Below are 14,326 nucleotides of genomic sequence, written 5' to 3' on the forward strand. Positions count from 1 at the left end.
TCTCGTCCCCGTGTCCACTCCTACCATCATTGCCGAGCTTCGAGAGACGCTGCGCGCGATCGAGGGCGACGGGCATCGCCGACGCGAGGTTTTGCCATTCGGCATCGACGCGATCGACACACGACTGGCCGTCGGTGGCCTCAGGCTTGATGCGCTGCACGAGATCGCCCCGGCCAGCGCGAACCTAGCCGACGATGCCTGTGCCACTTTGCTGATGGCCGGGCTCGCGGCACGAGCCTGGGGGCCGGTGTTGTGGGTGGTGCGACGGCGCGACCTGTTCGCGCCCGGTCTGTATCAGGCGGGGCTGTCCCCGGAGCGGGTGATTTATGCCGAGGCGCGCGACGATGCCGAGCTGCTCGCGCTAATGGAGGAAGGCATTCGCCATCGCGGGCTTGGCGCGGTGCTGGGCGAGACGAAGCGAGCCGCCACCGCCGCAACGCGCCGTCTGCAGCTCGCGGCGGAAGGCGGCCGGACGATCGCGCTGTTGATGAAACGCCATGCGCGCGACGACGCGGACCCGCTGGCAGTGCCCTCCGCCGCCGTCACCCGCTGGCGCGTCGCCGCCGCCCCCTCCGCCCCGTTGCCGACACGGGGGCTGGGAGGCGGGCTGGGCCGTGCACGCTGGCATCTGTCGCTCGCGCGCCAGCGCGGCGGCGATCCCTTTGATCTGATTGTGGAGGCCGTGGATGAAACGGGTCGCCTCGCTCTACCTGCCGCATTGGTCGATCGACCGCGTCGCCAGGGCGGAGCGCCGCGCGCCGCCGCCGCCTGAAAACATCAGCGGCCCGGTAATGCGCGCCGCATCCGTTGCGGCATCGCCGGGCACGACCGGGTGGCGCCCCGGCGCACGCTGGGCAAAAGCGGAATCGCGCGAAGCCATGCCGTCGAACGCGGCGCATGGCGCAATGCCGCTCGTCACGACGCAGCGGATCGGCAGCCGGATCGAGATCGCCGCCGTCTCCCCCGCCGCCGCCGCGTTAGGCATCGAGCCCGGCATGGCGCTGACCCACGCGCGCGCCTCTGTCCCCATGCTCGACGTGCGCGATGCCGATCCAGCCGGGGACCGCGCCGATCTCGAACGGTTGGCGCTCGCGCTGGCGCGGCGCTGGACGCCGATCGTGGCGATCTCGGATGCCGATGGCCTGTTTCTCGATCTGAGCGGCGTCGCGCATCTCCACGGCGGCGAGGATCGGATGGCACGGCGCATCGTACGGCTGCTCGCACGGCTGGGCTTCACCGCGCGGATCGCGATCGCGGACACCCCCGGCGCGGCCTGGGCACTGTCACGATATGGTGAGGCAGATGGACGAGCCGCCCTCGCTTCCTCTCGATCCGCCCCAACGTCGCCTCGGTCTTGCGCGGGGGGACAGCGCACTAGGCAAGAGGAGCCGGTCGCGGCGCCCGACGCAGCATGGCGCCTGACACAGGCCCGGAGTAGCGATCTGGCGGGGGTAATCGTCATTCCCCCTGCCACCCACCGTACCGCCATCGCGCCGCTTCCTATCGTCGCGCTCCGGTTCGACGGCGAGGCACTGGAACTGCTCGGCCGGCTCGGCATCGACACAATCGGCGAATTGCTGGCAATGCCCCGCGCACCGCTGGCGCGACGGTTCGGCGGAGCGGTCGTGCGACGGCTGGATCAGGCGACCGGCGCCGCAGCGGAGCCGCTCGTCCCGATCCTGCCCGACGAACCGATCGTCATCGAACGCCGCTTCGCCGAGCCGATCGCCACCGCCGAGGCGATCGGCCACTGGCTCGAAGGGTTGACGGCCGAGCTTGCCATCGTGCTTGCTCATGCCGGGCTTGGCGTGCGCGCGTTGCTGTTCGTCGCAAGCCGGGTCGATCATCAGGCACAGGTGCTGCGCATCGGCTTCGCCCGCGCGACCCGCGATGCGCCGCACGTCCGCCGGCTGATCGCACGGCGGATCGAGGAGATCGATCCAGGCTATGGCATCGACGCACTCGCGCTCCACGTCTGTCGCGTCGAGCCGCTCGGCCCCCAGACACTCGGCGCGGCGCTGGCGGAGGAACATACGCCCGATCTTGCGCCGCTGGTCGACACACTCGCCAATCGCATCGGCCATGCGCGGCTATGGCGACAGCGCGCGGTGGAGAGCGACGTGCCCGAACGCGCCACCATCACCATCCCCGCGCTCGATGCACTGGCAAGGGATGCCACGCGGCTGGCGCTCGATGACGTGCGCCAACTCGACGAGCGCGCGCACGATCATCCCTGGCACCCGCGTTGGCCGCGCCCGGTGCGACTGCTCCACCGCCCGGAACAGCTCGATCACGTGCTCGCCGAACTCCCGGATCAGCCGCCGCGCCGCTTCACCTGGCGCGGCGAGCGGCATCAGGTGGTGCGCGGCGACGGGCCGGAACGGATCACCGGCGAATGGTGGCGGCGTAGCGCCGAGCGCGATGCGGTACGCGATTATTTCCGCGTCGAGGATGAGGCAGGGCGTCGCTTCTGGCTGTTTCGCCGCGGCGATGGCGTCCGCCCCGAAACCGGCGATCTCGGCTGGTTCATGCATGGCACGTTCGGATGAGGTGCGCCGGGATGTTAAGGCGGCAAGACCGCGTTCTTTCGTGTGAAAGGTCGGCGCGGCTCGCCCATCGGCCGCCACGGCCTCACGGTGGAGTTCACCGAGCCGCCTGCGCTGGAGCAGAGACTTCCACGCCATTGCCCGCTCCCTGGGCCCGGCCCAGCGATGCGTGTCGATCGATCGTGGAACGAACCTCGCCCGAACTGGCGGTAATGACGCCCCCCTTTGCAGGGGAGCCGCGAGAAAGCGGCGCGTCGTGACCTATAGCGAGCTTCAGGTCACGACGCATTTCTCGTTCCTGCGCGGCGCATCATCATGCGAGGAATTGTTCGCCACCGCCGCACTATTGGGGATGCCAGCGCTGGGGATCGTCGATCGCAATTCTGTCGCCGGCACGGTCCGCGCGCTGCGGGCAAGCGAACAGATCGGCAATGTCGTCCGCGCGATCCCCGGCTGCCGGCTCGATCTGGTCAGCGGCGATGCGGTGCTGGTGTGGCCGGAAGACCGCGCCGCATGGAGCCGCCTCACCAGCCTGCTCAGCATCGGCAACGCGCGCGCCGACACGCAACGCGGGGAAAAGGGCAAATGCTTCCTGCACTGGGAGGATCTTGCGGCCCGCGCCGAGGGGCTGGTCGCCGCGCTCGTCCCCGATCGCGTACCAGATGCGCGCGCGCTGCGCTGGATGGCAGATATATTCGGCACGAACGGGCGCGGCCATGTCTGCCTCACCCACCATCGCCGTCCCGGCGACCCGCTCCGCCTCCACGAAACCGCGCTGGCGGCTGAGGCGTACGGGTTGACCCCGCTCGCCACCGGCGACGCGCTCTATCACCACCCCTCGCGGCGGATGATGCAGGATGTCGTCACTGCGATCCGCGAGAAGACGACGATCGACGAACTTGGTTTCCGCCGCGAGCGCCACGGTGACCGCCACCTTCAGCCGCCCGAGGAGATGACGCGCCGGTTCCGCGACCATCCCCGCGCGCTGGCGGCAGTGGAGGCGGTGGTCGAACGCTGCACTTTCTCGCTGCGCGACCTGACCTACCAATATCCCGATGAGATCGTCATCCCCGGCAAATCCTCGCAAGAGGCGCTGGCGACGCTGGCTTGGAACGGCCTGCGCCATCGCTTTGGGCCCAACCCGTCGGAAGCGCATCGCAAGCTGCTCGAACACGAACTCAGGTTGGTCGCGAAGATGGGTTACGCGCCCTATTTCCTGACGGTCAATTCGATCGTTCAATATGCCCGCAGCCAGGATATCGTGTGTCAGGGACGCGGCAGTGCGGCGAATTCGGTGATCTGTTTCGCGCTCGGCATCACCTCGATCGATCCGGTAAAGCACCAGTTGCTGTTCGAACGCTTCGTTTCCGAGGAGCGCCACGAACCGCCCGATATCGATGTCGATTTCGAGCATGAGCGGCGCGAGGAAGTGATCCAGTGGATCTATGAAAATTACGGCCATGATCATGCCGCGCTGACCGCCGTCGTCACTCGCTTTCGGTCGCGCGGCGCGATCCGCGAGGTGGGCAAGGCGCTCGGCCTGCCTGAAGATATGACCGCCGCGCTCTCCAGCCAGATCTGGGGCTGGTCGAACGACGGCGTGCCGGAACAACATGTCACGGCGCTCAATCTCAATCCGAACGAACCGCGCCTCGCGTTGGCGCTGGAACTGGCGCGCGAGTTGATCGGCACGCCGCGCCACTTGTCGCAGCATCCCGGCGGCTTCGTGCTGACCCGCGCGCCGCTGCGTGAGCTGGTGCCGATCGAGCCGGCGGCGATGGCGAACCGCTTCGTGATCGAATGGGAGAAGGAGGATATCGAATTCCTCGGCTTCATGAAGGTCGATATTCTCGGGCTCGGGATGCTGGGCTGCATGCGCCGCGCGTTCGATCTGCTCGGCCAGCACAAGGATATTCATCTTAACCTCGCCAGCCCGCTGATGCAGGAGGACGATCCCGCGACATTCGAGATGATTGGCCGCGCCGATACGCTGGGCGTGTTCCAGATCGAAAGCCGCGCGCAAATGTCGATGCTGCCGCGCATGAAGCCGGTGGATTTCTACGACATCGCGATCCAGGTCGCGATCGTGCGGCCGGGGCCGATCCAGGGCGGCATGGTCCACCCCTATCTGAAACGGCGCACGGGCGTGGAGGCGGTCACTTATCCGAACGACGCGCTGGAGGCTGTGCTGAAGAAAACGCTCGGCGTGCCGCTGTTTCAGGAACAGGCCATGCAGGTGGCGATCGTCGGGGCCGGCTTCACCGCCGGCGAGGCGGATCGGCTGCGCCGCGCGATGGCGACGTTCAAATCGACCGGCGGCGTAGGCAAATTCCGCGAACCGCTGATCGAGGGGATGCTCGCCAACGGCATCACGCTGGAATTCGCCGAGCGGCTGGTGAAGCAGATCGAGGGGTTCGGCAGCTACGGCTTTCCGGAAAGCCATGCGGCGAGCTTCGCCAAGATCGCCTACGCCTCGTCATGGATGAAATGCCATCACCCGGATGTGTTCTGCGCCGCGCTGCTCAACGCGCAGCCGATGGGGTTCTACGCCCCTGCGCAGATCGTCCGCGACGCGCGCGCGCATGGCGTGGAGGTACGCCCGGTATGCGTGGTGGAGAGCGAATGGGATACCGCGATCGTCGGCAGTGGCCGTCCGCGCCTGCCGCTACGGCTCGGCCTGCGCATCGTCGCGGGGCTGTCGTCAGATCATGCCGGGAAGATCGTCGCCGCACGCGCCGAGCGCCCCTTCCGCTCGATCGAGGACGTATGGCGGCGTTCCGGCGTGCCGCTCGCCGCGCTGGAGCGGCTCGCCAAGGCCGATGCCTTCGCCGGCATGGGGCTGGATCGGCGACAGGCACTGTGGGCGATCCGTGGACTGGGCGAAAAGCCGCTTCCCCTGCTTGCTGCGCTGGAAACGCGCGAAACGCCGGTTCACTTAAAAGCGCTGACCGCCGGGCGCGAGGTGGTGGAGGATTATCGCGCGACCGAGATGTCGCTGCGTCCGCATCCCATCACCTTCCTGCGCGGTGAATTGAAACGACGCGGGATCGCGCAATGCGCCGACCTCTCGCATATCCGTGACGGTCGAATGGTGGAGGTCGCCGGGCTGATCCTCGTCCGCCAGCGCCCGGGGAGCGCAAAAGGCGTATTGTTCCTGACGATCGAGGACGAAAGCGGCATCGCCAACGGCATATTGTGGCCCGATCGGTTCGAGGCGCAGCGCCGCGTGGTGATGTCGTCCGCGATGGTGTCGATCAAAGGACGCGTGCAGAAGGAAGGGATCGTGATCCATGTCGTCGCGGATCTGATCACTGATCTCACGCATTTGTTGCGACAGGTGGGCGATATCGACCTGCCGAAGCTCACCCCGCGAGGCGCAGCGGCGCCCGGCGGCCCCGATCGCGGCGAGAAGGAATCAGGCGACAGCGAATGGCGCCCCCGCCCGCGATCCGATTACCATTTCCGCGAGCGGCGGGAGGGCGTGATCCCGATCCGCAGCCACGATTTCCATTAAGCGGGATCAGCGTTCACGGGACCGCGCGGACGCGTTCCAGCGTATGGGGTGGACAAGCGTAAGCGTCATTCCACGAACAAACTTGCCGCGAGACCGGGAATCAGCGCGACGGTGTGACATACGCATAGGCAGTTCAGCGATGGGCACGCTTTCGCCGACCCAACCTCGCACTGACAGGGACAAGGCTGGGCACGAAGCGCCAGCGCCAGTGCGGGCGGCTCCGTCGTCCCGCCGCGAAACCGGGCCGACGAAGGGGGCTTGGCGCCTCCCGATACAGCGATCCGTCGGAGCTTCCGTTACCAGTCGCACGTACCATCCACCGCACCGCCTGCCGCGATGCGTGGTTCAATTCCCGCCGCGAAACCGGCAATCGCCCCGGCGATCACGCCGGGGCTGCCATGCGCTTAATGCTTCGCTTTGTGGGCGCGGTGGTGAGCGCGATGATGTTTAACGTGATGCGAACGCTTCATATGATGCTTTTTCGCGACATGATGGCGCTTCGCCATATGATGCCGCGCATGGCTGGCCGAACGAGCACCCTGCGTGCAATTGTCATGCACCGTGGCCGAACAGGGTGGATAATCCGCAGCCGACGCGGAGCCTGCCGCAGTCAACATCCCCAACGCGAGTGCTCCGAGAAGGACGATCTTTTTCATGATCTCTCACCTCCGTCTTGTTTTCTCTCGTCCGCGCCCGCCTGTCATTTGACGGCCACGTCGTGCAACATTGCCCTCACATTACGTAAAATCCCAGTTAAATCGTGGTCATCCTCAGATCGCCCGCACCATCACCCCGATCAACTCTCGACCGTCTGCTCGATCACTCCAAAGATCGGATGATGACGATCGTCCTCCGCCCAGATGCGAACCTTGTCGCCGCGCTTCAGGAACGGGGTCTCGGGCTTGCCCGACAGGATCGTCTCGACCGTCCGCACCTCGGCAATACAGCAATAGCCCACCCCGCCCTGCGCGATCGGCTTGCCGGGGCCGCCGTCCGCATCGCGGTTGGATACCGTGCCGGAGCCGACGATCGTCCCGGCCCCTAGCGCGCGCGTCTTCGCCGCATGGGCGATCAGCGTGCCGAAATCGAACGTCATGTCGACCGCAGCCTCGACCCGGCCGAACGGCGCATCGTTGACATCCACCATCAGCTTGCGGTGCAATTTGCCATCCTGCCACCAGTCGCCAAGGCTGTCTGGCGTGACGAATACCGGCGAAAAGGCCGATGCGGGCTTCGACTGGAAGAAGCCGAAGCCCTTGGCAAGCTCGCCCGGAATCAGGTTGCGCAGCGACACGTCATTGGTGAGACCGATCAGCCGAACGGCGGCCAGCGCTTCCTCCCGCGTCGCGCCCAGCGGGACGTCACCGGTGACGACCACCACCTCGGCCTCGAGATCGCATCCCCAGCTTTCATCGGCCAGCGGGATCGCATCGCGCGCGCCAAGAAATCCGTCAGATCCGCCCTGATACATCAACGGATCGTGCCAGAAGCTATCCGGCATCTCCGCGTTGCGCGCCTGCCGCACCAACGCGACATGGTTCACATAGGCCGATCCGTCCGCCCATTGATATGCGCGCGGCAGCGGGGCGGACGCATCATGCTCGTGGAAACGCTCGCGCGGGATCGTCTGATGTTCCAGATCGGTCGCCAGCAGCTCGAGCAACGGCGCGACCTGATCCCAATCATCCAGCGCCGCCTGCATTGTCGGACAAAGATGAGTGGCGTCCGCACACCATGCGAGATCGTTGGAAACGACGACGAGCTTTCCATCGCGGCCATGCTTCAGGCTTGCTAGTTTCATTTGTTACGATCTCCTTCGCCGGCTCTTTGACGCGATCGGCCGACTGAGTCGAGAGCGTGGGCCGACACGCGCCGCCGCGCAAGCCGCAGCAGCGCGCCATAACAAAAGTTACTTGACCCTCTGCGCGTGCGCCGCGAGAAGGCGCGCAACAGTTTTTGACAGAGGATTGCCCAGCATGTCGCTCGACACCGTCGCCGGCCGTTTCGCCTATAACGAGGATCATGAGGCGTTCCGCCAGACGGTCCGGAGCTTTCTTGCCAAAGAAGGTGTACCCAATTCGGATCAGTGGGAGCAGGACCGGCTGGTGCCGAAATCCTTCTGGCAGCAGGCCGGCGAGATCGGGATGCTCTGCCCCACCGTACCGGAAGCCTATGGCGGCCTCGGCCTCGATTTCGGCTATAACGCGATCGTCGACGAGGAAATGGCCTATTCGGGTGTGCCCGCCGGCTTCTCGCTCCAGTCCGACATCGTCGCGGGTTACATGGAAACCTACGGCTCGGAAGAGCAGAAGAAGGAATGGCTGCCCAAGATGGTATCGGGCGACGTGATCACCGCGATCGCGATGACCGAGCCGGGCACCGGCAGCGACCTTCAGGCGATCCGCACCACCGCGCGCAAGGATGGCAACCATTATGTCATCAACGGATCGAAGACCTATATCACCAACGGCCAGAACACCGATCTGACGCTGGTCGTCGCCAAGACCGACCCCAATGCGCAGCCCGCTTGGAAGGGCATGTCGATCATCCTGGTCGAGAGCGATCGCGAAGGTTTCTCGAAGGGCCGCAAGCTCGACAAGATCGGCCAGGACGCGGCCGACACGTCCGAACTGTTCTTCGAAGATGTGCGCGTGCCGATCACCAACTGCCTTGGCGAAGAAGGCATGGGCTTCATCTATCTGATGAGCCAGTTGCCGCAGGAACGGCTGTCGATCGCGGTTTCCTGCCAGGCCTCGGCGCAAAAGGCGTTCGACGATACGGTTGCCTTCACCAAGGACCGCAAGGCGTTCAAGGGCACCGTGTTCGATTTCCAGAACACCAAATTCGTGCTGGCGGACATCAAGTCCAAGCTCCAGATCGGCTGGGCCCACCTCGATTGGGCGATCGCACGCCACCTGAAGGGCGAACTGACCAATGAGGAAGGCGCTGCCGCCAAGCTGTGGCACACCGACCTGCAGTGGGAAGTGATGGACAAATGCCTCCAGCTTCATGGGGGGGCCGGCTATATGAACGAGTATCCGATCGCCCGCATGTGGCGCGGCGCACGCGTCAGCCGCATCTATGGCGGCACGAACGAGATCATGAAGGAAGTGATCGCCCGGAAACTCTGACACGGCCACGGCCGCGACCAGTTTCCGAGCGGCCGGCGGATCGGGCGCCCCTGATGGCGCCCGATCCAGCCGACGGCGGCGCCCTCCGCCGTCGTGCCACCAAAAAGGCCAGCGCCGGAGGCCAGCGCCTTCGCGCAAAAAGCCGCACAACACCCCCCTTGGCAAACGCCGCCCGTTAACGGCATCCTGCCGTCATGCCGGCCGCCATCACCTTCACCGTCGCCCTGCGCACCGATGGCGATATGTCCGCCATCCCGATCGAGTTCGATCAGCGCGCCGTGTTCGGCAAGGCTCGGCCGCCCGTGGTGGTAACGATCAACGGCTATAGCTATCGCAGCACGATCGCGATCATGAGCGGCGAGACATTCGTGCCGCTGCGCCGATCGCACCAGCAGGCGGCGAAAGTAATGCCGGGCGAACCCTATGAAGTGACGCTCACTCTCGACACCGCACCACGCACCGTCGATTTGCCGGCGGACCTCGCCACAATGCTCGACGCGGCTGGTGCGCGCGCCGGATGGGACCGAATGAGCTTCACCGCGCAGCGCGAGCATGCCGAGGCGATCGAGGGCGCCAAGCGACCGGAAACACGCGAAAAACGCCTCGCCGCTGCGCTCGCCGCAGCGGCCTCGCGCCGGCCGTGACTTGACATTTCACCGCCGCGCCCGCATCTGCGCCGCCGATTGAGGCGTTTAAAAACGCAGCGTGATCGGGCCCGTGCGGCCCCGGCTCCGCCTCGATCTTCGTTCGGGCTTCCCTAGTCACGCGGGGTGTCAATATTCCCCGCCTGCTCGCGCGCCATCGTGGCGCGCGGCCCGGCACCATTTGCAGGTATTTCATTTCATGAGCTTTTCCGAACTCGGCCTGACCGACGCGCTCGTCCGCGCGCTCGATGCCAAAGGCTATGAGACCCCCACCCCGATTCAGCGCGACGCGATCCCGATCGTGCTCACCGGCCGCGACCTTCTGGGCATCGCGCAGACCGGCACCGGCAAGACCGCGGCCTTCGTGCTGCCGTCGATCCAGCGCCTCGCGGAATCCCCCAAGAAGCTGCTGCCGACGCATTGCCGGATGCTCGTGCTCGCGCCGACGCGCGAACTCGCCAGCCAGATCGCGGACAACGCGCGCGGCTATGCCCGCAATTCGCAACTGTCGGTCGCCACGGTTTTCGGCGGCACCAGCATCAGCAAGAACCGGCATGACCTGATGCGCGGCGTCGACATCCTTGTCGCCACGCCGGGCCGGTTGCTCGATCTGGTCGAACAGCGTTTCTGCAACCTGTCGATGCTCGAAATCCTCGTCCTCGACGAGGCGGATCAGATGCTCGATCTGGGCTTCATCCATGCGCTGCGCAAGATCGTCCGCATGGTGCCGCGCCGCCGCCAGACCCTGTTCTTCTCCGCGACCATGCCGACGTCGATCCGCGAGCTGGCGAGCCAGTTCCTGGACGACCCCGCGACCGTTTCGGTCGTGCCGGCATCGACCACCGCCGAGCGCGTCGACCAATATGTCACCCTGGTCAATCAGGCCGAGAAGCAGGCGCTGCTCACCATCATGCTGTCCGAGGAGGCGATCGACCGCGCGCTGGTCTTCACCCGCACGAAGCATGGCGCGGATCGCGTTGTCCGGCTGCTCGCCGGCAATGGCATCCAGTCGCACGCGATCCACGGCAACAAGAGCCAGGCGCAGCGCGAGCGCGCGCTCGCGGCGTTCAAATCCGGGGACGTAAAGATCCTTATCGCGACCGATATCGCCGCGCGCGGCATCGACGTGTCGGGCGTCAGCCATGTGTTCAACTTCGAACTCCCCAACGTGCCGGAACAATATGTCCACCGCATCGGCCGCACCGCGCGCGCCGGGGCGAGCGGCGTCGCCATCTCGTTCTGCGCCGAGGATGAACGCCCCTATCTGCGCGATATCGAGAAGCTGACGCGGCAGCGGGTGCCGGTGCGCGCGCTTCCCGCCGATTTCATGAAGCGCGCCGATGCGCTGAAAGCGGCACGTGTCCGCGTCGCCGGCCCCGATCCCGCCCCGCGCGAGGATCGCCCGCGCGGCCCGCGTGGCCCGGCCCGGCCCAAGGCGAGCCATAGCCCGACGGCGACCCGCGACTATTCCAATGCCAGTCGCCGGCGTGGCGGCGGGTGGCGGCGGCAACGGCGGCGGTGGCGGCGGTGGCGGTCGCAATCGCGGGCGTGGACGCGGCCCCGGCGCACCCGCCGGCGCCTGAGCGCGTCAGCGCACTGTCGTAACGAACCCGGCGATGGCCTCGGCCACGCCGGGCGCGAGCGGCAGTGACGCGTCGCCATAAGTGGCGAGATTGGCGGCGCGATCGTCGCTCGCCACCATCTTCAGCACATGGTTCACGCCGGGGACGACCGCGAGCGTCGCGCGCGGCTGCGCCTTGTGCAGCGCCTCGGCATCGGCCAGCGACACCTGAAGATCGCGATCCCCCTGAACGATCAGTACCGGCCCGTGGTAGCCCGCAATCAGCCGCGCGGGATCGGCCGCGAACAGGCTCTTGAGGAACCCCTGCACGCGCGGCGCAAACACCTGCTGGAGCGCGGGGTGCATCCTGCTCACATCCACGTCGCGCCCAGCCGCAAGCGCATCGAGCGCCGCATCGGCATCGCTGAGAACCGGCGCGTTGGCGGGATTGGCGTGAAACTGCTCGCGCATCACCACATCAAGTCGACGGCCCGGCGCGGAAATCAGCACCAGCCCGCACATCCCGGCCGGATGCTGCGCGGCCGCGAGCGCGACCAGCCCGCCCTCGCTATGCCCGGCGACCCACACGCAGCGCGCGCCGGTCTTCGCGCGGATCGCCGCGATCCACGCGTGGACGTCGGCCGCATAGTCATTGACCGTTACAGCATTGGCGTCGGCCATGGCGGCCTTGCTGCCGAACATCCCCCGCTTGTCGATCCGAACGCTGGCGATGCCGCGTTCGGCCAACGCCTCGGCGAGCAGGCGATATGGCTGGGCGGTGAGGCCGAGCGGGCTGTTCCCGTCGCGGTCCGTCGGGCCGGAACCGGGGATGATCAACACCACCGGCGCGCCGGGCCTCGCCCGCACCCATGTGCCAGCGAGATCGCCCTGCGGCCCCGGCGCGGTGATCGGCTCCGCGCGCGAAGCAGGCGCGGCGATCGGCAACGCTCCCATTCCGGCCGTCGCCGCCGCCAGCGCGATCAGGTTCATCCCAGCTCCGTCAGCCACTCCTCCTCCGGCGCGCGCGGGCTGCGCGTGCGGTTGGCGGCCTCTTCGGGATCTTCGTAACCGATCGCCACGCCGCAGAACAACATGCGTTCCGACGGGGTGCCGAGGAAACCCTCCACCGTCTGCGGATAGACCGCCCAGCATTCCTGCGGGCACGTCGCCAGCCCCGCCTCCACCGCGAGCAGCATCAGATTCTGGAGGTACATCCCCAGATCCGCCCATTGCGGCGCCCCCATCCGGCGATCGACCGTAACGAAATAGGCCGCTGGCGCGCCGAAAAACTGAAAATTGCGCGCGAACCACATCGCCCGTGCGCGACGATCCTCGCGCGGAATGCCCAGATGCCCGTAAAGCATCTCACCGATCGCGAACGTGCGCTCTTTCGCGAGCGGCGGCATTTCGCGGGGATAGATGTCGTAGCCGGGCGTTTCGCTTTCGCGCCGCTCGATCTTGCCGTGCATGATTTCCTTCAGCCGGGCCATCGATTCGCCGTGGACGATATCGACATGCCATGGCTGGAGATTGCCGCCCGTCGCCGCCCGCGCCGACGTGAGCGCCAGTTCGCGCAACAGCGCCGGATCAACCGCCCGATCCAGGAAACCGCGCACCGATCGGCGCTCGCGTATTGCCGTGCTTACGTCCATTCTGCTCTCCACCCCTTGCCGTTCGCGTTAATCCGCGCCAAATGCGGTGCCGGGATAACATCTGTTATGGAGAGTCGGAAGATGCCTGAGGCGTATATCGTCGAAGCGGTTCGGACGGCCGGGGGACGGCGTGGCGGCAAGCTCGCCGGCTGGCATCCGGTCGATCTCGCGGCGCAAGTGCTGGATGCGGTGGTCGAGCGGTCGGGCATTCCCGGCGACGCGATCGAAGACGTCATCATGGGCTGCGTCAGCCAGGGCGGCGAACAGGCCGGTCAGGTCGGCCGCAATGCCGTGCTCGCATCGAAATTGCCGCAGAACGTGCCGGCGGTGACGATCGATCGCCAGTGCGGTTCCTCGCAACAAGCGATGCAGTTCGCGGCGCAGGCGGTGATGTCCGGCACGCAGGACGTCGTGATCGCTTCCGGCGTGGAAAGCATGACCCGCGTGCCGATGGGCTCCACCTTCAAGCTGTTCTATGACGCCGGGCTCGGCAAGAACAAGTCGCCCGGGCTGGAAGAGAAATACCCCGGCATCGCCTTCAACCAGTTCGCTGGTGCGGAGATGATCGCGAAGAAATACGGATTCACGCGTGAGGCGCTGGACGAGTTTTCGCTCGGCAGCCATCGCAAAGCGGTCGCCGCGACCCAGGCTGGCAAGTTCAAGGACGAGATCGTCGCGCTTGAGGTCGAAACGCCCGACGGCAAAGAGCAGCACGCCTCCGACGAGGGCATTCGTTACGACGCCTCCGCCGAAGGCATGGCGAGCGTGAAGAAGTTGTCCGAAACCGGCGTGCTCACCGCCGCTTCGTCCAGCCAGATTTGCGACGGCGCGAGCGCAGTGCTGATCGTCAGCGCCGAGGCACTGAAGAAATACAACCTCAAGCCGCTGGCGAAGATCGTCAACCTCACCGTCACCGCCGGCGATCCGGTGGTGATGCTGGAGGAACCGCTGTTCGCCACCGACAAGGCACTGAAAAAGGCCGGTCTGTCGATCGACGACATCGACCTGTTCGAGGTGAATGAGGCATTCGCATCCGTGCCGATGGCATGGCTTCAGCATACCGGCGCGAAGCCGGATCGGCTGAACGTCAATGGCGGCGCGATCGCGCTCGGCCACCCGCTCGGCGCTTCCGGCACCAAGCTGATGGCGACGCTGGTGCACGAATTGCGCCGTCGTGGCGGCCGCTATGGCCTGCAAACGATGTGCGAGGGCGGCGGCGTGGCCAACGTCACGATCATCGAAAATTGCGACTGGAAGGCGGCCTGAGCCGCGATTTCG

The 14,326-nt window shown here is 66.4% G+C and carries 11 protein-coding genes; 7 read left to right on the forward strand and 4 right to left on the reverse strand.

Going from position 1 to position 14,326, the window contains the following annotated elements; genetic code table 11:
- Positions 1–10: 10 nt before the first annotated feature.
- The 3 genes from P0Y64_02365 (at position 11) to P0Y64_02375 (ending at position 6,060) form a co-directional block, all read left to right on the forward strand.
- Positions 11–772: a protein ImuA gene (locus tag P0Y64_02365; protein ID WEK43694.1), complete on the forward strand. Its 762-nt coding sequence runs from the start codon at positions 11–13 to the stop codon at positions 770–772.
- On the forward strand, positions 687–2,549 hold the full coding sequence (locus P0Y64_02370) for a DNA polymerase Y family protein (GenBank protein WEK43695.1): 1,863 nt from the start codon (positions 687–689) through the stop codon (positions 2,547–2,549). The genes P0Y64_02365 and P0Y64_02370 overlap by 86 nt, the downstream gene beginning before the upstream one ends.
- Positions 2,550–2,802: 253 nt before the next feature.
- A complete protein-coding gene (locus P0Y64_02375; protein WEK43696.1) occupies positions 2,803–6,060 on the forward strand; it encodes an error-prone DNA polymerase in 3,258 nt (1,085 codons plus the stop codon).
- Between the two features lie 404 nt (positions 6,061–6,464).
- Here the strand turns inward: P0Y64_02375 and P0Y64_02380 are convergent, their stop codons facing one another.
- Together P0Y64_02380 and P0Y64_02385 are read right to left on the reverse strand one after the other, a co-directional pair.
- The gene (locus P0Y64_02380; GenBank protein ID WEK43697.1) at positions 6,465–6,716 is read right to left on the reverse strand and encodes a hypothetical protein; all 252 of its coding nucleotides are present in this window, start codon (positions 6,714–6,716) and stop codon (positions 6,465–6,467) included.
- 140 nt (positions 6,717–6,856) lie between these two features.
- Positions 6,857–7,861, reverse strand: a complete 1,005-nt coding sequence (locus tag P0Y64_02385; protein ID WEK43698.1) for a fumarylacetoacetate hydrolase family protein — start codon at positions 7,859–7,861, stop codon at positions 6,857–6,859.
- Between the two features lie 175 nt (positions 7,862–8,036).
- Here P0Y64_02385 and P0Y64_02390 point away from each other — a divergent pair, with 175 nt between their 5' ends.
- The 3 genes from P0Y64_02390 (at position 8,037) to P0Y64_02400 (ending at position 11,486) form a co-directional block, all read left to right on the forward strand.
- On the forward strand, positions 8,037–9,191 hold the full coding sequence (locus P0Y64_02390; protein ID WEK43699.1) for an acyl-CoA dehydrogenase family protein: 1,155 nt from the start codon (positions 8,037–8,039) through the stop codon (positions 9,189–9,191).
- A gap of 194 nt (positions 9,192–9,385) precedes the next feature.
- Entirely contained in the window at positions 9,386–9,835 is a 450-nt protein-coding gene (locus P0Y64_02395) for a YdeI/OmpD-associated family protein (GenBank protein WEK43700.1), read from the forward strand.
- A gap of 199 nt (positions 9,836–10,034) precedes the next feature.
- Positions 10,035–11,486: a DEAD/DEAH box helicase gene (locus P0Y64_02400; GenBank protein WEK43701.1), complete on the forward strand. Its 1,452-nt coding sequence runs from the start codon at positions 10,035–10,037 to the stop codon at positions 11,484–11,486.
- Here P0Y64_02400 and P0Y64_02405 read toward each other — a convergent pair.
- On the reverse strand, positions 11,424–12,404 hold the full coding sequence (locus tag P0Y64_02405) for an alpha/beta fold hydrolase (GenBank protein WEK43702.1): 981 nt from the start codon (positions 12,402–12,404) through the stop codon (positions 11,424–11,426). The two genes, P0Y64_02400 and P0Y64_02405, sit on opposite strands and share 63 nt — an antisense overlap.
- Positions 12,383–13,048, reverse strand: a complete 666-nt coding sequence (locus P0Y64_02410; protein ID WEK43703.1) for a nitroreductase — start codon at positions 13,046–13,048, stop codon at positions 12,383–12,385. The genes P0Y64_02405 and P0Y64_02410 overlap by 22 nt, the downstream gene beginning before the upstream one ends.
- A gap of 81 nt (positions 13,049–13,129) precedes the next feature.
- Here P0Y64_02410 and P0Y64_02415 point away from each other — a divergent pair, with 81 nt between their 5' ends.
- Positions 13,130–14,314, forward strand: coding sequence for an acetyl-CoA C-acetyltransferase (locus P0Y64_02415; GenBank protein WEK43704.1), 1,185 nt, complete (start codon positions 13,130–13,132; stop codon positions 14,312–14,314).
- Positions 14,315–14,326: the final 12 nt, after the last annotated feature.

Origin of the sequence: Candidatus Sphingomonas colombiensis (assembly GCA_029202845.1) — a bacterium.
GTDB classification, from domain to species: Bacteria; Pseudomonadota; Alphaproteobacteria; order Sphingomonadales; family Sphingomonadaceae; genus Sphingomonas; species Sphingomonas colombiensis.

Coding starts and splice junctions, on each gene's coding strand:
- P0Y64_02370 (WEK43695.1), top strand. CDS start 687: ATGAAACGGGTCGCCTCGCTCTACCTGCCGCATTGGTCGATCGACCGC.
- P0Y64_02380 (WEK43697.1), bottom strand. CDS start 6,716: ATGAAAAAGATCGTCCTTCTCGGAGCACTCGCGTTGGGGATGTTGACT.
- P0Y64_02385 (WEK43698.1), bottom strand. CDS start 7,861: ATGAAACTAGCAAGCCTGAAGCATGGCCGCGATGGAAAGCTCGTCGTC.
- P0Y64_02390 (WEK43699.1), top strand. CDS start 8,037: ATGTCGCTCGACACCGTCGCCGGCCGTTTCGCCTATAACGAGGATCAT.
- P0Y64_02395 (WEK43700.1), top strand. CDS start 9,386: ATGCCGGCCGCCATCACCTTCACCGTCGCCCTGCGCACCGATGGCGAT.
- P0Y64_02400 (WEK43701.1), top strand. CDS start 10,035: ATGAGCTTTTCCGAACTCGGCCTGACCGACGCGCTCGTCCGCGCGCTC.
- P0Y64_02410 (WEK43703.1), bottom strand. CDS start 13,048: ATGGACGTAAGCACGGCAATACGCGAGCGCCGATCGGTGCGCGGTTTC.
- P0Y64_02415 (WEK43704.1), top strand. CDS start 13,130: ATGCCTGAGGCGTATATCGTCGAAGCGGTTCGGACGGCCGGGGGACGG.